At 66.2% G+C, this 23,964-nt stretch carries 22 protein-coding genes; 2 read left to right on the forward strand and 20 right to left on the reverse strand.

Going from position 1 to position 23,964, the window contains the following annotated elements:
- Nucleotides 1-233 precede the first annotated feature (233 nt).
- Nucleotides 234-1,931, forward strand: a complete 1,698-nt coding sequence (locus AB0366_RS10915) for a diguanylate cyclase (RefSeq protein WP_366243967.1) — start codon at nt 234-236, stop codon at nt 1,929-1,931.
- On the opposite strand, the gene AB0366_RS10920 is transcribed toward AB0366_RS10915, so the two are convergent.
- The 17 genes from AB0366_RS10920 to AB0366_RS11000 form a co-directional block, all read right to left on the reverse strand.
- Complete coding sequence (locus AB0366_RS10920) at nt 1,847-2,698, reverse strand: cyclase family protein (RefSeq protein WP_366243968.1); 852 nt, start codon at nt 2,696-2,698, stop codon at nt 1,847-1,849. The two genes, AB0366_RS10915 and AB0366_RS10920, sit on opposite strands and share 85 nt — an antisense overlap.
- A 79-nt stretch (nt 2,699-2,777) precedes the next feature.
- Nucleotides 2,778-4,745, reverse strand: a complete 1,968-nt coding sequence (locus AB0366_RS10925; RefSeq protein WP_366244403.1) for a primosomal protein N' — start codon at nt 4,743-4,745, stop codon at nt 2,778-2,780.
- Nucleotides 4,746-4,892: 147 nt separating this feature from the next.
- On the reverse strand, nt 4,893-6,107 hold the full coding sequence (gene metK, locus AB0366_RS10930) for a methionine adenosyltransferase (protein ID WP_032397994.1): 1,215 nt from the start codon (nt 6,105-6,107) through the stop codon (nt 4,893-4,895).
- A gap of 182 nt (nt 6,108-6,289) precedes the next feature.
- Entirely contained in the window at nt 6,290-7,540 is a 1,251-nt protein-coding gene (gene coaBC, locus AB0366_RS10935; RefSeq protein WP_366243969.1) for a bifunctional phosphopantothenoylcysteine decarboxylase/phosphopantothenate--cysteine ligase CoaBC, read from the reverse strand.
- A gap of 23 nt (nt 7,541-7,563) precedes the next feature.
- Nucleotides 7,564-7,869: a DNA-directed RNA polymerase subunit omega gene (gene rpoZ, locus AB0366_RS10940; RefSeq protein ID WP_032377808.1), complete on the reverse strand. Its 306-nt coding sequence runs from the start codon at nt 7,867-7,869 to the stop codon at nt 7,564-7,566.
- 72 nt (nt 7,870-7,941) lie between these two features.
- The gene (gmk, locus tag AB0366_RS10945; RefSeq protein ID WP_366243971.1) at nt 7,942-8,553 is read right to left on the reverse strand and encodes a guanylate kinase; all 612 of its coding nucleotides are present in this window, start codon (nt 8,551-8,553) and stop codon (nt 7,942-7,944) included.
- A 5-nt stretch (nt 8,554-8,558) separates the two neighbouring features.
- The gene (mihF, locus tag AB0366_RS10950; RefSeq protein WP_317533104.1) at nt 8,559-8,879 is read right to left on the reverse strand and encodes an integration host factor, actinobacterial type; all 321 of its coding nucleotides are present in this window, start codon (nt 8,877-8,879) and stop codon (nt 8,559-8,561) included.
- Nucleotides 8,880-9,088: 209 nt separating this feature from the next.
- On the reverse strand, nt 9,089-9,916 hold the full coding sequence (gene pyrF, locus AB0366_RS10955) for an orotidine-5'-phosphate decarboxylase (RefSeq protein ID WP_366243972.1): 828 nt from the start codon (nt 9,914-9,916) through the stop codon (nt 9,089-9,091).
- Nucleotides 9,913-13,254 (reverse strand): carbamoyl-phosphate synthase large subunit, encoded by a 3,342-nt coding sequence (gene carB, locus AB0366_RS10960; protein ID WP_366243973.1) that lies wholly within the window; start codon nt 13,252-13,254, stop codon nt 9,913-9,915. Before carB ends, pyrF begins: the two co-directional genes overlap by 4 nt.
- Nucleotides 13,254-14,384, reverse strand: a complete 1,131-nt coding sequence (gene carA, locus AB0366_RS10965) for a glutamine-hydrolyzing carbamoyl-phosphate synthase small subunit (RefSeq protein ID WP_121869946.1) — start codon at nt 14,382-14,384, stop codon at nt 13,254-13,256. Before carA ends, carB begins: the two co-directional genes overlap by 1 nt.
- Nucleotides 14,381-14,887: a transporter gene (locus AB0366_RS10970; RefSeq protein ID WP_366243974.1), complete on the reverse strand. Its 507-nt coding sequence runs from the start codon at nt 14,885-14,887 to the stop codon at nt 14,381-14,383. The genes carA and AB0366_RS10970 overlap by 4 nt, the downstream gene beginning before the upstream one ends.
- A 4-nt stretch (nt 14,888-14,891) precedes the next feature.
- On the reverse strand, nt 14,892-16,208 hold the full coding sequence (locus AB0366_RS10975) for a dihydroorotase (RefSeq protein WP_366243975.1): 1,317 nt from the start codon (nt 16,206-16,208) through the stop codon (nt 14,892-14,894).
- Nucleotides 16,205-17,218, reverse strand: coding sequence for an aspartate carbamoyltransferase catalytic subunit (locus AB0366_RS10980; RefSeq protein WP_366243976.1), 1,014 nt, complete (start codon nt 17,216-17,218; stop codon nt 16,205-16,207). Before AB0366_RS10980 ends, AB0366_RS10975 begins: the two co-directional genes overlap by 4 nt.
- Complete coding sequence (gene pyrR / locus AB0366_RS10985; protein ID WP_121869950.1) at nt 17,215-17,802, reverse strand: bifunctional pyr operon transcriptional regulator/uracil phosphoribosyltransferase PyrR; 588 nt, start codon at nt 17,800-17,802, stop codon at nt 17,215-17,217. The genes AB0366_RS10980 and pyrR overlap by 4 nt, the downstream gene beginning before the upstream one ends.
- A 139-nt stretch (nt 17,803-17,941) precedes the next feature.
- The gene (gene nusB / locus AB0366_RS10990) at nt 17,942-18,496 is read right to left on the reverse strand and encodes a transcription antitermination factor NusB (RefSeq protein ID WP_366243978.1); all 555 of its coding nucleotides are present in this window, start codon (nt 18,494-18,496) and stop codon (nt 17,942-17,944) included.
- A gap of 1 nt (nt 18,497) precedes the next feature.
- Nucleotides 18,498-19,061: an elongation factor P gene (gene efp / locus AB0366_RS10995; RefSeq protein WP_121869952.1), complete on the reverse strand. Its 564-nt coding sequence runs from the start codon at nt 19,059-19,061 to the stop codon at nt 18,498-18,500.
- 77 nt (nt 19,062-19,138) lie between these two features.
- A complete protein-coding gene (locus tag AB0366_RS11000; RefSeq protein WP_366243979.1) occupies nt 19,139-20,242 on the reverse strand; it encodes a Xaa-Pro peptidase family protein in 1,104 nt (367 codons plus the stop codon).
- Nucleotides 20,243-20,348: 106 nt separating this feature from the next.
- Here AB0366_RS11000 and AB0366_RS11005 point away from each other — a divergent pair, with 106 nt between their 5' ends.
- Complete coding sequence (locus AB0366_RS11005; protein ID WP_366243981.1) at nt 20,349-21,008, forward strand: B-4DMT family transporter; 660 nt, start codon at nt 20,349-20,351, stop codon at nt 21,006-21,008.
- 91 nt (nt 21,009-21,099) lie between these two features.
- On the opposite strand, the gene aroB is transcribed toward AB0366_RS11005, so the two are convergent.
- Genes aroB through aroC form a run of 3 tightly spaced genes read right to left on the reverse strand, consistent with a single transcriptional unit; the run spans nt 21,100 to nt 23,962 of the window.
- Entirely contained in the window at nt 21,100-22,212 is a 1,113-nt protein-coding gene (gene aroB / locus AB0366_RS11010; protein ID WP_366243982.1) for a 3-dehydroquinate synthase, read from the reverse strand.
- A gap of 14 nt (nt 22,213-22,226) precedes the next feature.
- A complete protein-coding gene (locus AB0366_RS11015) occupies nt 22,227-22,778 on the reverse strand; it encodes a shikimate kinase (protein WP_366243983.1) in 552 nt (183 codons plus the stop codon).
- Complete coding sequence (aroC, locus tag AB0366_RS11020) at nt 22,775-23,962, reverse strand: chorismate synthase (protein ID WP_366243984.1); 1,188 nt, start codon at nt 23,960-23,962, stop codon at nt 22,775-22,777. The genes AB0366_RS11015 and aroC overlap by 4 nt, the downstream gene beginning before the upstream one ends.
- Between the last annotated feature and the right edge of the window lie 2 nt (nt 23,963-23,964).

Raw genomic sequence — 23,964 nt, forward strand, 5'->3', positions numbered from 1 at the left:
GTTCTCCTTCATATCGATTGACGAGTCGACGATATATCGACAATAGATCTTTGGCAAGGTCCCGAGGCAACCTCCACGTTTCTGCATCCGAGGAACGCGTCGTGGATCGCTCCTGCTCGTTAGAATGACGCGGTCGGCACGAGCTCTCGTGGACGCGCCGAATACAGCGGCCGGCTCGAAAGCGCTCGCTCACGAACGAGGGGGGCCGTGTGGCCGGATCGACGAGGCGACGCGTGACCGTCGTTCTCGGCTGCGTCCTGGCCATCGTGCTGCTCGCCGGCTCCAACGTTCTCGGCCAGCGAATTTCGGTTCTGATCGACGACGTCGCACAACTCGCAGGTGGTATCACTGCGACGGTCGTCTGCTGGCGGACGGCGTCGAGAAGGACGGGCTCCGAACGGCAATGGCGCGTTCTGATGGCCGCCGGAATGGCGTGCTGGAGTGCAGGCATGGCGGTCTGGGCCTTCTATCGATCCGCTCTCGACATGCCGCTGCCGACCGCATCGGTCGCCGACGTCGGGTTCTTTCTCTTCCCGATCTTCGCCGTGCCCGCATTGCTCGCCTTCGTCGGCCTATCGCCCCGACGGGCGGCCGCAGGTGCACGCCATGTCTGGGTGATGTCGTTGCTCGACGGGGCCGTCGTCGTCGGGTCCCTCTTCGTTCTCTCCTGGGCCACCGTGCTCGGTGCGGTCGTGCACTCGTCGGAATCCGAGTCCATCGAGTTCCTCGTGGCGATCATGTATCCCATCACCGACCTGGTTCTCGTGGCCATGATCGTGCTGCTCGTCGTGATCCCGAAGATCGCGTCGCGGTACCGAACGCAGCTCACCCTGCTCGGTGCCGGGATCCTGATGATGGCGATATCCGACAGCATCTACGCGTACCTCGTGGCCACCGGTGCGGATTTCATGCCGGTTCTCACCGACGGCGGATTCATCGCAGGCATTGCGCTCATCGCTCTCGCGGCCGCCGCCCCGAGGACCGTCGACGACGATCCGTCGTCGCTGCACGGATCGGACCCCACTGCGCGGGCGTATACCGAGACTGTCACCGGTGAGAGAACGCAGCTGCTGTTGCCGTACGCGCTCATGGGTGCCATCGGCATCGTGTTGGCGATACTGCGGGTGCAGACCGGGGAGCTGGATTCGACCGTCGTGGTGCTAGGGGTGGCCGTGGTGCTGCTCTCGCTCGTTCGCCAGGTGATCACCCTGGTGCAGAACGACAATCTGCTCCGGAGTCTGTCTCGGGCACAGGCCGAGCTGACGTACCGCGCGCACCATGACGGGCTGACCGGGCTGCTCAACCGGTCGTCGTTCGACGAACACCTCCGAGCGGCGGTGCACGACGCCCGAGCGGGCCGGGGCCGCGCCGTACTGCTGCTGATCGATCTCGACGACTTCAAGAGCGTCAACGACAGATTCGGCCACGGCGGCGGCGATCGGCTGCTGGTCGAACTCGCACGCCGTCTCGATCGATGCGTGGTCGACGGCGTGGTGGCACGCTTCGGCGGCGACGAGTTCACCGCCCTGGTTCACGCCGACCTCGATACCGGTTGCGCGACGGCTGTCCGCATCGCCGAGGCGATGCGGACAGCACACGAGATCGACGGCCATTCGGTCTCGATCGGCGTGTGCGTGGGAGTCGTGCAGATCGGTCAGGTCGACCGCACACCCGAGGACAACTCCGACGTCCACGGCTGCGACACCTCCCACACCTCCGGCGTCGACGAGGACGAGCTGATGCGGCTCGCCGATCGCGCGATGTACAAGGCCAAACACGAAGGCAAGGCCGGCATCTACGCCTACGACACCGCGGGCACACTCCGCGCGGTGTCGAGCGGTTCCGATCAGGCGATTCTGGGCACCAGACCGAAAATGGTTGCAGGCGAACCGGATCCGGCCCGGTTGATCGGGCCACCGACCAGAACGTAGGCACCCGTCGCCGGAATCGACTCCAGATTGGTCAGGTTCTCCAGGCTGATCCGACGCCGGTCGTAGAGCTTGACGGACACCGGATAGGTGTCGTCGTTCCCCAGATCGGGTCCGAAGGTGTCGGTACCGAGGGCACCTCTGTCGGCGAGCCTGCCCGTGTCGATCAACCACTGCGCCGCCTCCGCGGAGAACCCGGGTTGGTGCGTCACACCGTCCGCGTCCGCGTTGGCGTAGGCATCGGTCCCCCAGCGTGACGCCCATCCGGTCCACAGAATGACAGCCGCCCCTCGCGGAATGGCTCCGTTGACTGCTTCCCAGTTCTGCAGGTCGGCTACCGTCACGGCGTAATCGGCGTCGGCCGCCGCTCGATCACGAATGTCGATCTTCACCGCAGGCAGAAACAGATCCTCCGGATCGAGCTGGTCGGCGGTCAGCCCACCTTCCTGGAAGTGTGCGGGCGCTCCCCAGTGCGTGCCGGTGTGCTCGCCCTCCTTGACGTACTGGAGGTAGAAGCCGTCGTCGGCGACGGTGAACGCCGTCTCGAGCGAGAATTCGGGATCGCCGGGAAAGATCGGGGTGAGCGCCGGATCGTTGATGTGCGACAGCGACACGATCCGGAGCAGTCGGTCCAACGGAACGGCCGGTGTCGGCGGCTGCGCCGAGCCGGTACCGGGCAGAGCGTCGGCGGTGGCGGGTGCCACCAGACGGGCCCCGATCACCACTGCCAAACCTGTTGTCGCACGGCGAAAGAGCTGCCTTCTCTTCATATCCCCGACCCACCTCTCGTCGGCGCCCCGTGCGCCGCCCCGAGGCAACCCTAGGCCACGTCGAGCACGGACGGCAGTATCAACCGATTCGAATCGGGTCTATCTGAACCCGCACTCCACCGCCGAGCTTCTTGGCACTGCGCGACGCCTGAGCGGTGGCCAGCGCCCGCGCCAACGCCGCCCCGGTGCTGCGCGGTACGCGTATCAACAGGCGCTGCACATCACCGGGAAGTACGTCCTCACCACCGCCCGCGGGTGCCCGTTGGCCGTCCGGCAGATCGACCGGTCCGAGTATTTCCACTGCCTCGGGCAGATCTGCACTCTCCACCAACGCCGTGATCGCATCGGTGGTTCCGTCGATCGCCGCGACGTGCACGGCGGGCGGGAACCGTACCTCGACTCGTTCGTCCAACTGACTTCGGGCGTGCCACAGTGGATCCCAGCGAACCAGCGCCTGCACCGTGGGTATCTCGGACTCGGCGACGACGACCACGCGGCCACCTGCCGTGCCCGGCCGGACCAAGGCCGCGGCCGTCATCCACCGACGCAGTGTCTCCTCGGCCGCGCGCAGGTCCGCCCGGCCGAGCAGAGCCCAGCCGTCCAGCAAGAGGGCCGCGCCGTACCCGCCGTCGACCGTCGGCTCGGCACCGACGGTCGACACGACCAGACCGGCACCGGGTTGGACGGCGTCGAGCACGGCGGCGCCTCCCGAGTTGTGGATGGGTACGCCGGGAAATGCCCGTCCCAGTTCCTCGGCGGTGCGACCCGCGCCGATCACGACTGCACGCAGGTTGCGTGATCCGCACACCGTGCACCGATGCGCGGTGTCGGCGATTCCACACCACGAGCACGTCGGACTGCCGGCTCCGTCGCTTCCCGGGGCGGAGGGCAGAGCCAACGGCCCGTTGCACCGGCGACACCGAGCCGGATGCCGACACTTCGCGCATGCCAGTGACGGCACGTACCCGCCGCGCGGAACTTGGACCAGCACAGGCGAATCGGCCTTCAGTGCGGCGCGCGCCGCCTCGAACGCGATCGCGGGCAACCGGGCGACACGGGCTGCCGGATCCCGCGCGAGCGCATGGTCCGAGTCCGCCAAGGCCACCACGTGGGGTTGACGCTCACGGACCAGCTCACGGGGAGCCACCAGGTCGTGTGCCCAACCGGAATCGACGAGAGCTTCCGCCTCGGCCGTTCGTGAATGTCCGCCGATGACGACCGCGGCCCCGGATACGTGCGCTCGGAGCAACGCCACTTCTCTGGCGTGCGGATACGGCGAGCGGGGCTCGGCAAAACTGTCGTCACCGTCGTCCCAGACGGCAATCATGCCCAGAGTGGACACCGGAGCGAACACTGCGCTGCGGGTCCCCGCCACAACGACCGGGCCCGATCGCAGCCCGCGCAACCATTGCCGATACCGCTTCGCCGGACCCAATCCGGCCGACAACGCCACCACCCGGTCGGCACCGAGCAGAGCCGTGCAGGCCGCCTCCAGCCGATCGAGGTCTCGCTGATCGGGTACCACCACCACCGCGGATCGACCGCCGGCGACGGTCACCGCAGCGGCCTCCGCCAGCCGCACCGGCCACCGCTCACCGGGCAACGCCTGCCATACCGCTCGCGGTATGCGTCCCGATGCCAACGCGTCGAGGAAGTTCGAGCCGTGGGTGTAGGCCGACCAGGCTGCCCGGTCGATGGCGGGCTCGTCCGGCGGCTCGACGACAGGCGTCTGTTCCGCCTCGACTCGGGCGTGGCGAGCCGGGATCGCCAGACGCAGCACGTCCGCTCTGGTCCCGGCGTACCGATCGGCCACCGCCTCGGCCAGTTCCGCGACCTCCGGGGTCAGAACTCGCTCCGCCGACACCACCCGATCGAGCCAGCCGAGCTTGCCGGAATGCTCGGTCTCGGCCAGTCTGGCCAGCACGAAACCGTCGACCAGTCGGCCTGCGAACCGAACCCGAACTCGCACCCCGGGCTGAGCATCACTGCTCATCTCCTCGGAAACGAGGTAATCGAACTCTCGGTCGAGATGCGGCAGCGGCAACATCGGGAGAATGCGCGCGATCGGAAGATCCGACGCTGCCACCCGCGCTACGCCCGCCACCGCACCTCCTCCTCGATTCTCACCCCACACTCGATGTCGGAGCACCGAGCCGGTGCGAGCAGGGTACGTGCAGAACGGTCGAAGCCGAACTCAGAGTCCGGCAGCCTCGCGGAGCTTGCCTGCGCGATCGGTGGACTCCCACGGAAGATCGATATCGGTGCGGCCGAAGTGACCGTACGCCGCAGTGGGCGCGTAGATCGGTCGCAGCAGATCCAGATCACGAATGATGGCACCGGGACGCAAGTCGAACACCTCGCTGATCGCCGCCTGAATACGCGCGGGATCGGTCTTCTCGGTGCCGAAGGTCTCGACGAACAACCCGACCGGCGCGGCCTTGCCGATGGCGTACGCCACCTGGACCTCGATGCGATCAGCGAGCCCAGCCGCGACAGCGTTCTTGGCGACCCAGCGCATTGCGTACGCGGCGCTGCGGTCGACCTTGGACGGGTCCTTGCCGGAGAACGCGCCACCGCCGTGCCGTGCCATGCCGCCGTAGGTGTCGACGATGATCTTGCGACCGGTCAACCCGGCGTCACCCATCGGTCCACCGAGCACGAACTTTCCGGTGGGATTGACCAACAGACGTACATCGGACGTGTCCAGCGTCGGCACGTCCAACTCGGCGAGCACCGACCCGAGCACCTTCTCCCGGATATCGGGAGTGAGCAGGTTGTCGAGATCGATGTCGGCTGCATGCTGGGTCGAGATCACCACGGTGTCGAGGCGAACGGCGTTGTCACCGTCGTATTCGATCGTCACCTGCGTCTTGCCGTCCGGACGCAGGTACGGCAGCACGCCACTCTTGCGGACCTCGGTCAGTCGCCGAGAAAGCCGGTGCGCCAACGCGATCGGCAACGGCATCAGCTCGGGAGTGTCGGTGTTGGCGTACCCGAACATCAACCCCTGATCACCAGCGCCCTGACGGTCGATCTCGTCGTCGGACAGTCCTTCGACTCGGGCCTCGTGCGAATGATCGACGCCCTGAGCAATCTCGGGAGACTGCGCGCCGATCGCGACGTTCACGCCGCACGAATTTCCGTCGAACCCCTTGGCCGACGAGTCGTACCCGATCTCGAGCACCTTCTCGCGCACGATCTTGGGGATGTCGGCATACGCGGTGGTGTTGACCTCACCCGCGACGTGCACCTGGCCGGTGGTGACCAGAGTCTCCACGGCCACCCGAGCCCGCGGATCCTCCGTCAACAGAGCATCGAGAATCGAATCGCTGATGGCGTCACAGATCTTGTCGGGATGACCCTCTGTGACGGACTCGCTGGTGAAAAGCCGACTACCGGACTTGCTCACGGACTTCCTCTCGACGCATGTTCCTGCCCGACCCGACGCCTCGCGCCGGTCGGGCACTCCACGAAAATTTGACGTTCCCTCGGTGTTATCGCCCCTGCCGGAGCCAGGCAAACCTCTACGGCACTACACGTGGTGCTCAGCACGGTAACCGGTGCGACATCGATCGTGCACCCTCGCCGCCATCACGGAGTGGACTTCGGTCGAGGACTCCGCGCGTCGAGCATCTGCGCCACCGAATCCAGTACGCGGCTCGCGAGAAGTGCTTTGGAACCCTCTCCGAGCGCAGCCTCGGAACCGTCGGAACCGAGCAACCATCCGTCGTTGTGGTCTACCTCGAATGCCTTGCCGTCACCGACAGCGTTGACCACGAGCAGGTCGCAGCCCTTGCGTTCGAGCTTGGCCCGCGCATACGTCAACACGTCTCCGTCCGCGTCCCCGGTCTCGGCGGCGAATCCGACGATGACCGTCGACGATTCGAGCTCACCGTCGCGGCGAGCCGAGACGAGGCCGGCGAGGATGTCGTCGTTGCGGATCAGCGGGATCGACGACGGCTCGTTCGACCCCTTCTTGATCTTGCTGCCCGCGATGGACTCCGGGCGGAAGTCGGCGACCGCGGCCGCCATCACCACTGCATCGACACCGACGGCAAGTTTACGAACGGCGTCCTGCATGTCCGATGCCGTCTTGACGTGCACCACGTCGACCGCGGCCGGAACGTCGAGGTCGCTGGTGTACCCGGCGACCAACGTCACCTGGGCTCCGCGTTGCGCAGCCACACGTGCGAGCGCGTATCCCTGCTTGCCGGAGCTTCGATTGCCCAGAAAACGGACCGGGTCGAGAGGCTCACGAGTGCCGCCGGCAGACACCAGAACGTGGCGTCCTTCGAGGTCCCGAGGAAGCGCATCGGCTCGCTCGGTCACGAGCATCGAGAGCGCGAAGATCTCGTCGGGCTCGGGTAGTCGACCCGACCCGGTGTCGCGTCCGGTCAGACGCCCCGACGCCGGTTCGATCACGTGCGTACCGCGTGAGCGAAGGGTCGCGACGTTGGCGACCGTGGCGGGGTGCTCCCACATCTCGGTGTGCATCGCGGGAGCCAGGACCACCGGACACCTCGCGGTGAGCAGGGTGGCCGTCAGAAGGTCATCGGCCCGTCCCCCGGCGATGCGGGCCATGAGGTCCGCGGTGGCCGGAGCGACGACGACGAGGTCCGCCTCCTGGCCCAGGCGCACGTGCGGGACTTCCGGCACATCTGCGAAGACCCCGGTGTGCACCGGTTGACCGGACAGCGCCTCGAACGTCGCGCGCCCGACGAACTCCAGCGCGGACGCGGTCGGAATCACCCGTACCTGATGCCCACTCTCGGTGAAACTGCGGATGAGCGAACAACTCTTGTAGGCGGCGATACCTCCGCCGACTCCGACGACAACGTGCAAGTCAGATGTCCTCTGTGAGGTTCTTATTCGCCTTCGGTGTGCTCGAGCAGGTCCGCGTGGATCTCGCGGAGAGCGATCGACAGCGGCTTCTCCTGCAGACCCGGCTCGACGAGCGGCCCCACGTACTCGAGGATGCCGTCACCGAGCTGGTTGTAGTAGTCGTTGATCTGACGCGCACGCTTGGCTGCGTAGATCACGAGGGCGTACTTGGACGAGGTGCGGGCGAGCAGCTCGTCGATGGGTGGATTGGTGATGCCGAGCGGCGTGTCGTATGCCGGCAGAGCGCTGCGTCCGTCGAAGTCGGAAACGGCCGCTGAAATGCTGCTCACTGATGATCTCCTGAAATTGCATCGTTGGTGCTACGAACTAGCTGGTCGGGGCCTCGTGCGCCGTGAAACTGGTCAGCTGTTGCCGACCGACGACCTACCGACCAACAAGGATACCAACTGTTCGCACGAATGGTCGACATCGGTATTGACAACCACCGTGTCGAACTCCTCCTGTGCGGCCAATTCCACCCGTGCGGTCTCCAACCTCCGCTCGGTGGCCGCGCTCTCCTCGGTCGCGCGACCGACCAGACGAGAGACCAGGTCGTCCCACGTCGGTGGCGCCATGAACACCAGCAGAGCCTCGGGCTTGGACACCCGCACGGCACGAGCACCGGCCAGATCGAGCTCGAGCAGCACCGGGCTGCCCGCCTCGAGCGCGGCCTCCACGGGTGCGGCCGGAGTCCCCGACCGCTGCAGACCACCGTGGATACTCGCCCACTCGAGCAGCTCGTCGTCGGCGATCATCCGATCGAACTCGCCGGCCGACACGAAGTGGTAATCCTGACCGTCCACCTCGCCCGGCCGCGGCGATCGCGTCGTGACCGAGACGCTGAAGACCAGCTCGGGAAGCGCCGCGCGCACGAGCCGAACGACACTGGACTTGCCGACGCCGGAGGGGCCGGACAGCACCACCAACCGGCCGCGCTTGCTTTCCGGGACCGCAGTCGCCGCAGTGTCACTCACCGTCGTCAGGCCTCGAAATCGAACTTCGTCAACAGCGCCTTGCGCTGCCGATCGCCGAGACCGCGCAGTCGACGGGTGGGCGCGATCTCCAATTCCGTCATCAACTCCGCGGCCTTGACCTTGCCCACCTTCGGCAGGGCCTCGAGCAACGCGGAGACCTTCATCTTTCCGAGAATCTCGTCCGTCTCGGCATCCACGAGCACCTGCTTGAGGTCGGTGCCGCCGCGCTTGAGGCGCTCCTTGAGCTCGGCGCGCGCCTTCCTGGCGATCGCTGCCTTCTCGAGGGCAGCGGCACGCTGCTCGGGGGTCAACTGGGGAAGGGCCACTGTCGGTTCCTCCGTCTTCTCGTTCTGGGCGATACGACGCACACGATCGCTGTCGGCACGTCGATCATCGGTGTTCCACTGCCGCCGGCCGCGGTCATCGGCGCTCCGCACTGGCGATCCGCGCTGTTCGTCGGCAGCGCTAGCGACCGTACCGACGACTCGCGTTCACCGCTAACTCGCCCCCGAGTGCCGGAGCGCAGCAGCGTCGACTATGCGAGACCGGCTTCGATCTCGTCGCGCAACCGCATCGCCGCGTCACGCAATGCCGTCACTGACGGGCCTGCCGCCAGCACACCCCGAGAGGAGTTGGGGAGCAACAGCTCACGCGACTCGCGGAAGATCTCCGCGAGATCGGCAACCGTCGCTCCCTGTGCTCCCAGACCCGGGGCGAGGATGGGCCCGGTGTAGTTCGACAGATCGAGACCATGATCACGAGTGGCACCGACGACCAAGCCCACTGTGTCGGCATCGACGCGATTACGCGTCGCCGCCGCGTCGACGATCGACTGAGCCACCGACCCACCGTTCGACGTCGCCGCCTGCTGCAGGGCCGACCCCTCCGCATTCGAGGTTCGAGCCAGCACGAACAGCCCGCGCTGGTGTTCCACCGCTCGGTCGACCGTCTCCCCCAGCGAATCGAAGCCCAGGTACGGCGACACCGTGACGGCATCCGAGGACAACGGAGACGCGGGGTCCAGCCAAGCCTGCGCGTACGCATCCATCGTGGTGCCGATATCGCCGCGCTTCGCATCGGCGATCACCAGGGTGCCCGCGTCCCTGAGCACACTGACAGTGCGTTCGAGCACCGCGTACCCGGCAGATCCGTACGCCTCGAAGAACGCCACCTGAGGCTTGACGATCGCCACCTCACCGACGAACGCCTCGACACACAGCTCGGCGAACACCTCGAGACCGTCCGCCGAGCGTGGCAACTCCCATGCCTCGAGCAGAGCCGGATGCGGATCGATACCGACACACAGTCGACCGCGCGCCGCGACCGCCGAACGCAACCGATCCGACCAACTCCGATGACTCACGGCGAAACCAGGCCTTCCTTCAGACCCGCATGCAGATCCTGCAGCGAGCGAACACCGATTCCGCCTGCGATCCCGGCTTCGATGCCCTGCACCGCTGCCGACGCGCCCTGCACCGTGGTGATGCACGGAATGTTCTGCGCCACTGCGGCGCTACGGATCTCGTACCCGTCGACGCGGGGGCCGGAGTTGCCGTACGGGGTGTTGATCACCATGGCGATGTCACCGGCGAGTATGCGGTCGACGATGGTCCGCTCCCCCTCCGGCACGTCCTCGCCGGACTGCTTGTACACCTGCTCGCATTTGATTCCGTTACGCCGCAACACATCTGCGGTTCCCTCGGTCGCCAGGATCGTGAAGCCCAGATCCGCGAGGCGCTTCACCGGGAAGATCAGCGACCGCTTGTCCTTGTTGGCCACCGACACGAACACCGCTCCGCCCGCGGGCAACGAGCCGTATGCGGCGGTCTGACTCTTGGCGAAAGCGGTGCCGAAATCGAAGTCGATTCCCATCACCTCACCGGTGGACTTCATCTCGGGGCTGAGCAGAGTGTCCACTCCGGTTCCGTCCGCACGCCGGAACCGGTTGAACGGCAACACCGCTTCCTTCACAGCGATCGGGGCACCGGCCGGGACGGTGCCACCGTCACCGGTCTCGGGCAGGATGCCTGCGGTCCGCAGCTCGGCGATGGTCTCCCCCAGCATCACTCGGGCGCAGGCCTTCGCGAGCTGGACGGCAGTCGCCTTGGAGACGAACGGAACCGTGCGGCTCGCACGCGGGTTGGCCTCGAGGACGTACAGGATGTCGTCCTTGAGTGCGTACTGCACGTTGAGCAGGCCGCGAACGCCGATGCCCTTCGCGAGAGCCTCGGTGGACCGTCGGACGTTCTCGATGTCGGTCTTGCCGAGCGTGATCGGTGGCAACGCGCACGCCGAGTCGCCGGAGTGGATACCGGCCTCCTCGATGTGTTCCATGATGCCGCCGATGTAGACCTCGGTGCCGTCGCACAGTGCATCGACGTCGATCTCGACTGCATCTTCGAGGAACCGGTCGACCAGCACCGGACGGTCGTCCGAGATCTCCGTCGCGTTGGAGATGTATGTCGCGAGCGAGGCCTCGTCGTACACGATCTCCATGCCGCGTCCGCCGAGAACGTAGGACGGACGCACCAGCACCGGGTAGCCGATTCCCGCGGCGATCTCACGAGCTCCGTCGAACGTCGTCGCGGTGCCGTACTTCGCTGCCGGCAGTCCGGCTGCGTCGAGCACCTTGCCGAATTCGCCCCGGTCCTCGGCGAGGTCGATGGCCTCGGGCGACGTTCCGACGATCGGGACGCCTGCGGCCTTCAGTCGCTTGGCGAGTCCGAGCGGGGTCTGTCCGCCGAGCTGGACGATGACGCCCCGCACCGTGCCCGACGCCGCCTCGGCCCGGTACACCTCGAGGACGTCCTCGAAGGTCAGTGGCTCGAAGTACAGGCGGTCCGCGGTGTCGTAGTCGGTGGAGACGGTTTCGGGGTTGCAGTTGACCATCACCGTCTCGTAGCCGGCCTCGGACAGCGTCTGCGCCGCGTGCACACAGCTGTAGTCGAATTCGATGCCCTGGCCGATGCGGTTGGGACCCGAGCCCAGGATGAGCACCTTGGGGCGGTCAGGCTGCGGGTCCACTTCGGATTCGGCCTCGGGGTCGAGCTCGTAGGTGCCGTAGTGATACGGCGTCTTGGCCTCGAACTCGGCAGCGCAGGTGTCGACCGTCTTGTAGACCGGATGCACACCGAGCTCGGTACGAAGCGCCCGCACACCGTCCTCACCGTCGAGTTCGGGACGCAGAGCCGCGATCTGGCGGTCGGACAGACCGTGATACTTCGCCTGCCGCAGCAGCGCCTCGTCGAATTCGGCCGCCTCGCGAACCTGGACGCCGAGTTCGTGGATCTGCTGGAACTGATCCAGGAACCACGGGTCGATCTTGGTCGCCTCGAAGAGCTGCTCGAGGGTGGCTCCCATCGCGAACGCCTTCTCGATCCCGTACATCCGACCGTCCTGAGGAACGGACAGGTCCGCCAGCAGCGCGTCGAGGCTCTCCGCCTCGACCTCGGGGCCGGTCCAGTAACCCGCACGCTTGGTTTCGAGCGAGCGCATCACCTTGCCGAAGGCCTCGGTGAAGTTGCGGCCGATGGACATCGCCTCACCGACGGACTTCATCGTCGTCGTCAGCGTGCCGTCGGCACCGGGAAACTTCTCGAACGCGAACCGCGGTGCCTTGACGACTACGTAGTCCAGGGTCGGCTCGAAGCACGCCGGGGTCTCGCGGGTGATGTCGTTGACGATCTCGTCGAGGGTGTAACCGATGGCCAGCTTGGCGGCCATCTTCGCGATCGGGTAACCGGTCGCCTTCGACGCCAGCGCCGACGAGCGAGACACGCGCGGGTTCATCTCGATGACGACGAGGCGCCCGTCCGCCGGGTCCATCGCGAACTGGATGTTGCAGCCGCCGGTGTCGACGCCCACCTCACGCAGGATGTCGATGGAGAGGTCGCGCATCTTCTGGTACTCGCGGTCGGTCAGCGTCATGGCCGGGGCGACGGTCACCGAATCGCCCGTGTGCACGCCCACGGGGTCCACGTTCTCGATGGAACACACGATGACCACGTTGTCGCGGCCGTCGCGCATCAGCTCGAGCTCGTATTCCTTCCAGCCGAGGATGGACTCCTCGATGAGGACGTTCGCCGTCGGCGAGGCCGCCAGGCCGCCGCCGGCGATCCGGGTCAGATCCTCGTCGTTGTAGGCCAGTCCCGAACCGAGACCGCCCATGGTGAACGACGGCCGGACCACGACCGGGAAGCCGAGCTCGGCGACGGTCTCGCGGACCTCGTCCATCGTGTAGCAGACGGCCGACTTGGCGGACTCGCCACCGACCTTGGCGACGATGTCCTTGAACTTCTGCCGATCCTCGCCGCGCTGGATGGCGTCGAAGTCGGCACCGATCAGCTCGACGCCGTACTTGGTGAGAATTCCCTGATCGTGCAGTGCGACAGCGGCATTGAGCGCCGTCTGTCCACCGAGAGTGGCGAGCACGGCCTGGATGGGATGACCCTGCTCGGCTTCGCGGGCGAAGATCTTCTCGATGAATTCCGCCGTGATCGGCTCGACGTAGGTGGCGTCGGCGAACTCGGGGTCGGTCATGATCGTCGCGGGGTTGGAGTTGACGAGGCTGACGCGCAGTCCTTCCTCGCGCAGCACTCGGCAGGCCTGGGTGCCGGAGTAGTCGAACTCGCAGGCCTGACCGATGACGATCGGGCCGGATCCGATGACCAGGACGTGGTTCAGGTCTGTGCGGCGTGGCATTACTTCTTCTCCTGAAGGACGCTGGTGAAACGGTCGAAGAGGTAGGCGGCGTCGTGTGGACCGGCCGCGGCCTCGGGGTGGTACTGCACGGAGAAGGCGCTACCGCCGATCAACTCGACGCCCTCGACGGTGCCGTCGTTGGCGCAGGTGTGGCTGATGCGGGCTCGGCCGAAGTCGGTGTCGAACTCCTCGCCCGCTTCGCCTTCGAGTGCGAATCCGTGGTTCTGCGCGGTGATCGCGATACGGCCGGTGGTGTGCTCGATGACCGGGATGTTCATGCCGCGGTGGCCGAACTTCATCTTGTAGGTGCCACGGCCCAGTGCGCGTCCGAAGATCTGGTTGCCGAAGCAGATACCGAACAGCGGCAGCTCACGTTCGAGTACCTGCCTGGTCAACGCGACGCTGGTGTCGGCCGTGGCCGGGTCGCCCGGTCCGTTGGACAGGAAGACGCCGTCCGGGTTCAGTTCCAGAACCTGCTCGATGGTGGTGTTCGACGGCACCACGTGCACACGGATACCGCGCTCGGCGAACATCCGCGGAGTGTTGGTCTTGATACCGAGATCGACTGCGACGACGGTGAATCGAGCATCGCCGGCCGGCTCGATGGTGTAGCCGGCTCCGGTGGTCACCTCACCGGCGAGATCGGCACCGAGCATCGACGGCTGACCGACCACCTGCTCGAGCATCTCGTCCGAGGTGCCGAGTGCGTCGCCCGAGAACACTCCCGCTCTCATCGAGCCGCGCGTGCGCAGGTGCCGTACCAGGGCGCGCGTGTCGATTCCGGCGATGCCCACGACGTTCTGGGCCTCGAGCTGATCCTGCAGAGTTCCGGTCGAGCGCCAACTCGAGGTGCGGCGCGCCGGATCTCGCACGACGTACCCGGCGACCCAGATCTTGTTCGGATCCTGGGCGCTGGCGGCTTCACCGTCCTCTTGGTTCCAGCCGGTGTTACCGATCTGCGGCGCGGTCGCGACGACGATCTGTCGGTGGTAACTCGGGTCGGTGAGGGTCTCCTGGTACCCGGTCATTCCGGTGCAGAACACGGCCTCGCCGAGGGTGCGCCCCTGTGCGCCGAATGTGGTGCCGCGGAATGTCCGGCCGTCCTCCAGAACAAGAACTGCGCTGCTCACGCGGTTTCCTCCTTGGTTTCTCCGGTGGAACTCGCTGTCCACACCGGGTAGATCTGCTTGTCGTCGGCCCGGAAGCCGGTGTCTATCTCGGTCCCCGTCGGGAGCTCCCAGCGAATGACCAGGAGCCCGTCCTTGGTCATGACCTTGCCCGCCAACCCGCGTTCGGTGCGGATCGCGCGGATCGATTCCGCCGGAATCCAGATGGGAGATTCACCGTCTCGATCGAGCAGAATGCCCTTCTCGTATCGCGACAGTTCGCCGGTGGCGCGGTGGCCGATGTCGCCGACGGCGATGCGGTCCTGCCAGCTCGGCGCGATGGTGCTGCCGACGTACAGGCCGGTGCTCGGCTCGATGTGGGTGACGCCCAGATCGTCCGGCACGGCCGGGAAGTCACCGATTCGCTCTTCCTGGCGCTTTTGCCGTCCTCGCCAACCCCAGAAGATCAGCGCGATCATCAGTGCCCAGAACAGGATGAATCCGATGACGATGAGAACTCTGTCCACGGCTCTACTCTCCCGCTCTGTTCGCCACGACTCCGCCGCGGACGGTGATTCGTCCGCGCAACACCGTCGTGGTCACTTTCGAGGAGAAGGTCATGTCCTCGAACGGAGTGTTGTGTGCGACGCTGGCCAGCTTCTGGCCCGAGACCGTCCAGCTCGCATTCGGGTCCACCAGCGTGAGGTTTGCGATCTCGCCGACCTCGATGGGCCGACCCTGATCGGCCAGTCCGACGATCTGGGCGGGACGCTCGCTCATCACCCGCGCCACGCCGCGCCAATCGAGCAGTCCCGGGGTCACCATCGTGTCGACGACGATGGACAGTGCCGTTTCGAGCCCGAGCATTCCGGGACGGGCGATCGAGAACTCACAGCACTTGTCCTGCTCGGCATGCGGAGCGTGATCGGTTGCCACACAATCGATCACACCGTCGGCCAAGCCCTTTCGCAAAGCGTCGACATCGGACTTCTCGCGCAGTGGAGGATTCACCTTGTTGATCGCGTCGTACGTCTCGAGCCGCGAATCGTCGAGCAGCAGATGATGCGGGGTGACCTCGGCGGTGATCGAAATGCCCTGTCCGCGTGCCCATTTCATCAGCTCGACGGTTCCCGCGGTGGATGCATGGCAAATGTGCACCCGCGCACCCGCGTCACGGGCCAGCAGGGCGTCGCGTGCCACGATCGATTCCTCTGCCGCGCGTGGCCAGCCGGCCAGTCCGAGACGCGCCGCAGTGGGCCCCTCGTGTGCGACGGAACCGACGGTGAGCCTGGGCTCCTCGGCGTGCTGAGCGATGAGTACACCGAGCGAACTCGAGTATTCCAGTGCCCGACGCATGATCAGTGGATCGTCGACGCAGTGGCCGTCGTCGGAGAACATCTTCACCCGGCCGATTCCCGCTGCCATCGTGGCCATCTCGGCGAGCTGCTTGCCCTTCAATCCGACGGTGATCGCTCCGACCGGGTGGACGTCGACGAGGCCGACTTCCTGTCCCCGACGCCACACGTGATCGGTGACCACCACCGAGTCGGCGACCGGATCGGTGTTCGCCATCGCGAACACTGCGGTGTACCCGCCCAGAGCGGCTGCGGCCGAACCGGATTCGATCGTTTCGGTATCCTCGCGGCCGGGCTCGCGCAGGTGCGTGTGCATGTCGACGAATCCGGGCAGCAGAATTTGGCCGTGAGCATCGACGACCTCGGCACCGTCGGCGTCGAGGTCCGAGCCGATTCCGGCGATCTCCTCACCGGTGATCAGGACGTCGGTTTCGGGGCCCTCGCCGTACAGCAGCACGCCGCGGAGTAGGACGGAGGTCACAGATGCGTTCACGACGCACCCCCGTCCGAACCGACCAGCAATCGGAACAGCACCGCCATCCGCACGTGAACTCCATTCGTAACCTGTTGCAGAACTGCAGTTTTCGGAGAATCGGCCACCGAGGATGCGATCTCCATACCGCGCAGCATCGGACCCGGGTGCAGTACGACGGCATGCTCGGGCAGCAGGTCGAGCCTGCGCTGCGAGAGCCCGTACGTGATCGAGTACTCGCGAGCGGAGGGGAAGAACCCGCCGTTCATTCGCTCGGCCTGCACTCGGAGCATCAGCACCGCATCCAGACCGGGCAGTTCGGCGTCGATGTCGTGCGAGACCCGCACCGGCCAGCCGGTCACTCCGACGGGCAGCAGGGTCGGTGGTGCGATCAGCACCACCTCGGCACCGAGCTTGGCCAGCAGGATCGCGTTCGAGCGCGCCACCCGGCTGTGCAGGATGTCGCCGACGATCGCCACCCGACGGCCGGCGATCTCTCCGAGTCGTTGGCGAACCGTCAGGGCGTCGAGCAGCGCCTGGGTGGGGTGTTCGTGAGTGCCGTCGCCGGCATTGATCACCGCAGGACCCCCTCCAGGAGTGGAGCCTGCGGAACGACCATCGAGGCCAGGAGTGGAGCCTGCGGAACGACCATCGAGGCCAGTCCCCTGATCGGCGGTCCACTGGGCGATCTGGTGTGCGGCACCGGACGCGGGGTGTCTGACTATGAGCGCATCGGCACCTGCCGCGCGCAGCGTCATCGCGGTGTCGCGGAGCGACTCTCCCTTCGACACCGACGAGCTGCTGGCGCTGACGTTGATGACGTCGGCGCTCATCCACTTGCCCGCAACCTCGAACGAGACTCGGGTGCGCGTCGAGTTCTCGAAGAACACCGTCATGATGGTGCGTCCGCGCAGGGTCGGAAGCTTCTTGACTTCGCGGCCGAGAAGCGCCTGCTCGAATCGTTCGGCTTCGTCGAGAAGCTCGGTGGCCGATTCGGCCGTCAGGTCGGCGACCGAGAGCAAGTGCTTCATCGAGCGGATCCTCCCTCGGACAGGCTGACCCCGTCGCGTCCGTCGTGTTCGGAGAGCAGCACCGACACGTCCTCGGTGCGCGCTGTGGGGACGTTCTTGCCGACGTAGTCCGCACGAAGCGGAAGCTCGCGGTGGCCGCGGTCGATAAGGACCGCGAGCTGTACGGCACGGGGGCGGCCGAGATCACGCAGGGCGTCGAGAGCGGACCGCACTGTTCGCCCGGAGAACAGCACGTCGTCGACCAGTACCACGAGTGCGTCGTCGACACCGCCCGTCGGCACCGACGTGCGTTCGAGCGGACGGTGCGGCTTGTTCCGCAGATCGTCGCGGTAGAGGGTGATGTCGAGGGACCCGAGCGGAGGACGCACGCCCGAGAATGCCTCGATACGTTCGACGAGTCGTTCCGCCAACGTGGTCCCGCGCGTGGGAATGCCGAGTAGCACCACACGCGGCGAGTCTGCGGCGTCGAGGGCCGTCTTCTCGATGATCTGATGGGCCATGCGGGAGATGGTGCGTCCCACATCGGCCGAGGACAGCAATTCGCGAACGGCGGGGTTCGCGGACGAGCTTTCGGGCGCAGGCAAACTACGACCTCCTTCTCCGCCTCTCTGGACGGATCGTTAAAGGATGTCTGACAACAACTGCGTAGAGCCTAGCAACGCTCTGCGAACCGCGACCAGCAGGCTCGCAGAGCGTTCGGTCACACGAGCGTCGACGGTCCGATCACTGCTCGGCGTCGACCGACGGTTCGCCGGATGCGTCGGACTGCGTACGGCTCGAGACCGCGGCGGCCGCGGCGCGTACCTGCGGCGCGACCAGGACGATCTGACCGAGCACGCCGTTGACGAAGCCGGGCGAATCGTCGGTGGACAACTGTTTCGCCAGCTCGACGGCTTCGTCGACGGCGACGACGGGTGGCACGTCGGTGGCGTGGAACAGCTCCCACACTGCGACGCGAAGGATGGCCCTGTCGACTGCAGGCAGACGGGCGAGCGTCCAGTCCTTGAGGTGATCGGCGATCACTCCGTCGAGGCGATCGAGATTCTCGGCCACACCCTCGATCAGCGTCTTGGTGTAGTCACTGACGGGAGCGATCGTGTCGTCGCCGCGTGCGAGTTCGATGCGCTCGGTGGTCAGATTCACCGGGTCGACGTTGCGCGCCTCCGCCTCGAACAGAAAGTCCACCGCACGCTTGCGAGCCTTGTGGCGCGCACCGAGCTTCTTCGCACCGGGGGCACCGCTCTGCGAGGCGGAGGATGTCGACTTGTTCGATGACACGTTAGGAGTTCACACGCCCGAGGTAGTTTCCGTCACGCGAGTCGACCTTGAGCTTGTCACCGGTGTTGATGAACAGCGGCACCGAGATTTCGGCTCCGGTCTCGAGGGTCGCCGGCTTGGTGCCGCCGGTGGAGCGATCGCCCTGCAGGCCGGGATCGGTGTGCTTGACCTCGAGCTCGACCGTGACGGGAAGCTCTACGTACAGCGGGACACCCTCGTGCATGGCAACCTGAACCCGGAGGTTCTCGAGCAGGAAGCGCGCGCCGTCACCGACGGTGGCTTCACCGATCGCGAGCTGGTCGTAGGTGTCGGCGTCCATGAACACGTAATCGCTACCGTCGTGGTAGAGGTACGTCATATCGCGACGGTCGACCGTTGCGGTCTCGACCTTCACACCGGCGTTGAACGTCTTGTCGACGACCTTGCCCGAGAGCACGTTCTTGAGCTTGGTCCGCACGAATGCGGGTCCCTTGCCGGGCTTGACGTGCTGGAATTCGATGATCGACCACAGCTGGTTCTCCAGGTTGAGAACCAGTCCGTTCTTGAAATCGCTGGTGGAAGCCACTTGCTTCGGGTCTCCTCAATCGTTTGTGCGCGTGACGCGCCGTCGGTCACGGGCTTGGATTCGCTCCCGCCCGCGCGCTAGACGGACGTGAGTTCCTTGCTTGTCAGGGTGAGCAGTTCCGGACCCCCGTCGCGAACGACGAGTGTGTCCTCGATCCGAACGCCGCCGCGACCGGAGAAGTAGACACCCGGCTCGACGGTGACCGCTGCACCGCTCAGCAGTGTACCGGTGCTCGTCTTCGCGATTCCCGGCGCTTCGTGGATTTCCAGGCCGACGCCGTGGCCGAGCCCGTGCAGGAAGTACTCCCCGTACCCTGCGTCCTCGATCACCGATCGCGACGCGGCGTCGACCGAGGCGGTGGTCACTCCCGGTGCCAGAGCCTCTCGACCGGCCGTCTGGGACCGCTGCACCAGCTCGTACAGATCGCGCTGCCACTGCGCGGGAGTCCCGATGACGAAGGTCCGAGTCATGTCCGAGTGGTAACCGCCGACGAGTGCACCGAAGTCGAGCTTGACGAAGTCGCCGTCTGCCAGCACCGCATCGGTGGGCCGGTGATGCGGGACCGCCGAGTTGGCCCCCGCAGCGACGATGGTCTCGAACGAGATCGCATCGGCACCGTGATCGAGCATCGACGACTCCAGCTCGCGCGCGACCTCACGCTCGGTCCGACCGGCACGGATGCCGCCCCCACCGATCAACCGAGCCAGGGCGTCGTCGGCGGCCCGGCAGGCGTCCCTGAGCAACCCCACCTCGAACTCGTCCTTGACCATGCGCAGCGATTCCACGACACTCGGTGCGCGCACCAACTCCACAGCGCTGTCGAGCTCGGACCACGCGCGATGAGCGTCGACGGTCACCACGTGGCTCTCGAAACCGATCCGGCCGCCACGCCCCGACACACCCGATCGAAGCAGGTGGATCGCCGAGGCCCGGTCGATCTCGGCCCGCAGATCCGGCACCTGCTCGGCCACCTGAGTGACGTACCGACCGTCGGTGCAGATGACCGTCCGATCCTCGTCACCGGCCGAATCGGCCGCCGAGACCAGCAATGCGGCGTTCGACCCGGTGAAGCCCGTCAGATATCGGACGTTGAGAAGATCGGTGATCAACATCGAATCGAGTCCGTCGGCGGCCAACAGTTCTCGTAGGGCACCACGACGGGCACCGAAATCGGCAGGCATGCCGTCGACATTACCGCTCGTTCCATGGGCTCCTTTTCACTCGACCGGGTCAGCGAAGTTGTGGGCCCCGACACACAAAGTTCGACGTGCGGATATGCTGTGCCGCATGACTGGGTGGGCAGTGCGTGGCATATGTATGGGGTTGTTCAATGTCGTCGTTCGACTGCTGCTGGGGGCAGCAGTATCGATGTGGCCGCTGAGCGGATCGGCACTGCGCTGGGTGGCATACGCCCTCGTGCTGCTCGTCATCATCGTGTGGGCCGGCATCGACGGAATCCGCGACCGACGCAAGCATCCTGACCCCGACGACGGCGAGGACCTGACCATGGTCTGGCTCAAAGCCGCTGTGGTCGGTGGACTCCTCGGAGGTCTCCTGAGCTGGATCGTCGACTTCTTCGTCGACTTCAGCCTGGGTCAGAACGGTCTGGTCTTCGAGCTGACGTCCGGAGCCGCGTTCACCATTCTCACCATCTTCATCGCCGCCAGCGTCGCGGTGTTCGTGGGAAGACAGATCGTCAACCGCGAGGCGAAGAAGAAGCTGGCCACATCGGACGCCGAACGAGCGCACGACCGCCAGCTGGTCAACGCAGGCCAGGAGAGCCGGTCGAGTCAGGCCGAGACGACGCAGTCCGAACCTGCTCGGTCGGAAACTCAGTGGGCCTCCGAGCACGGCGAAGCCGACACCGAGGTGTTCTCGGCGGTGGACGCAGACGGCAAGCCGCGGCTGGACAAGGGCGGTCGTCACGGCAGCGCCGACGGTTCCTGACTCCCTCACATCGGCCTACGGGCGGTGATCGACGCTGTGCGCGTCGATCTCCGCCCGTTCTTCGTTCGAACCCGAGTCGCCTCTCACGAGGTCACAACAGGATGGCCGACCCACCTGCGGCCGGGGCCTCGCGACCGACCGCCGAGAATGCGGCGACGAGCAGTGCCGGATCCGGACCCTCGAGCCGTCCGGGCTTGGCCAGACCGTCCAGAACCACGAACCGCAGCAACCCGGCCCGGTTCTTCTTGTCCGTCTGCATGCCCTTGAGCAAATCCGAGAACGCGTGCTCGTCGTAGGTGACCGGCAAGCCGACCGATTCGAGAATCGAACGGTGGCGGTCGGCAGTTGCGTCGTCCAGACGTCCGGCCAGGCGGCCCAGCTCGGCGGCGAACACCAGACCGACCGACACCGCGGCACCGTGACGCCAGCGGTACTGCTCCCGCCGCTCGATCGCGTGCGCGAGCGTGTGCCCGTAGTTCAGGATCTCGCGCAGGTTCGACTCGCGCAGATCGGCCGCCACCACCTTCGCCTTGACCTCGACCGAGCGCCTGATCAACTCCGGCAGAACGTCGCCGGTCGGATCAAGCGCCGCAGCAGGATCGGCCTCGATGATGTCGAGAATCTTCGGATCCGCGATGAACCCGGTCTTGATCACCTCGGCCATGCCCGAGACGATCTCGTTCTTCGGCACGGTCTCGAGCGTCGCCAGATCGATCAACACGGCGGCCGGTTCGTGGAACGAGCCGACGAGGTTCTTGCCCGCATCGGTGTTGATGCCGGTCTTGCCGCCCACGGCCGCGTCGACCATGGCCAGCAGCGTGGTCGGGACGTGCACGATACGGACGCCGCGCATCCAGGTCGCTGCCACGAATCCGGCCAGGTCCGTTGCCGCTCCGCCGCCCAGACTGACGATCGCGTCGCTGCGAGTGAGACCGATTCGGCCGAGGACTTCCCAGCAGAACCCCGCCACCGCAAGGTCCTTGCCGTCCTCGGCATCCGGGATCTCGATGCGGTGAGCGTCGATTCCCTTGTCCGCCAACGCAGCTCGGACAGCCTCCGCGGTCTCTGCCAGCGGAGGCTGGTGGAAGATCGCCACGGTGGCCGTTCCGGCGAGCTCGTCGACGAGGTCCGTCAACAGACCTCGGCCGATGATCACCGGATACGGGTTGGCAGTCTCGACCTGGACGCGCACTGGCTCTGTCATCGAATCACCTTCATCTACTGGGGGTTTTTCTCGTTCGCATCGCGCCCGGGAACAGGGGCGATCGCCGTCAGCTTCGCCACCAACTGGCCTACGACCCGCGCGGGGCTGCGACTGTCGGTGCGCACTCGCACCGTGGCGACCGAACGATAGAGAGGTCGCCGATGACGCATCAGTTCCTGGTACTTCGCACGCGGGTCGGGACCGGCGAGCAGCGGCCGAACCGTATTGGCGCCGGTACGCCGAAGCCCTTCGGCCACACTGATTTCCAGGTACACCACGGTGTGCCCGGACAGCAAGGCGCGGGTCGCGGGCGACAACACAGCACCACCACCGAGGGAGACGATTCCGTCGTGCGAGGCCAGAGCACCGGCGACTATCCGCTCCTCGATCTGCCGAAAAGCCGGTTCGCCGTCGTGCGAGAAGATGTCGGCGATCGTACGACCGGTGTCTCGCTCGATGGCCACATCGGTGTCGAACAGATCCAGGTCGAGAGCCTGTGCCAGCCGTCGACCGATCGTCGACTTCCCTGCTCCCGGCGGTCCGACGAGGACCGCGTACGGGGTCATCGTGGAGGTCGGGCGGCGGTGCCCTTCACGTAGTGGTCGACGTTGCTCGTCGTCTCCGCCAGCGAGTCCCCACCGAACTTCTCCAACGCTGCCTGCGCGACCACGAGGGCGACCATGGTCTCGGCCACGACACCGGCGGCCGGAACCGCGCAGACGTCCGAGCGCTGATGAATGGCCACTGCCTCGTCGCCGGTCGTCATGTCGACCGTCGCCAACGCGCGCGGAACCGTCGAGATGGGCTTCATCGCCGCCCGCACTCGCAGTGCCTCACCGTTGGTCATACCGCCCTCGATGCCGCCTGCACGGTTGGTCGAGCGCAACACACCGTCCGGGCCGGGCTTGATCTCGTCGTGGGCGACGCTTCCGCGTCGACGCGCGGTCTCGAAGCCGTCCCCGATCTCGACTCCCTTGATGGCCTGGATTCCCATCAGTGCCGCGGCGAGTCTGGCGTCGAGCTTGCGTTCTCCGGAGACGAACGATCCGAGGCCGACGGGCAGGCCGTGCACGACGACCTCGACGACGCCGCCGAGGGTGTCGCCGTCCTTCTTCGCGGCTTCGATCTCGGCGATCATCGATTCTTCGGCGGCTTTGTCGAAGGCGCGAACCGGAGAGGCGTCGATCGCGTCGAGATCGGCACCTGCGGGCGGCGGTCCGACGTAGGGGTCGGATGCCCCGATGGAGATCACATGGGACACGACCTCGACGCCGAACGCCTGCTTGAGGAACAGCCGGGCGACGGTGCCGATGGCGACCCGGGCGGCGGTCTCACGGGCGCTGGCGCGTTCGAGAACCGGACGAGCGTCGTCGAAGCCGTACTTGAGCATTCCCGAGAAGTCGGCGTGGCCGGGCCGCGGCCGTGTCAACGGAGAGTTGCGCGCGAGATCCGCGAGCACTGCCTCGTCGACGGGATCGGCCGACATCACCTGCTCCCACTTGGGCCACTCCGTGTTGCCGACCTCGATCGCGACCGGCCCGCCCATGGTGCGTCCGTGTCGGACACCGCCGGTGAGGGTCACTTTGTCGGCCTCGAACTTCATGCGGGCACCACGGCCGTAGCCGAGGCGACGGCGAGCGAGTTGAGAGGCAATGTCGTCCGAGGTCACCTCTACTCCCGCGACCATTCCTTCGAGGATGGCGACGAGAGCGGGTCCGTGGGATTCTCCGGCAGTTATCCAGCGCAGCACTC

This window comes from Rhodococcus sp. NPDC076796 (assembly GCF_040702765.1).
Lineage (GTDB): Bacteria > Actinomycetota > Actinomycetes > Mycobacteriales > Mycobacteriaceae > Rhodococcoides.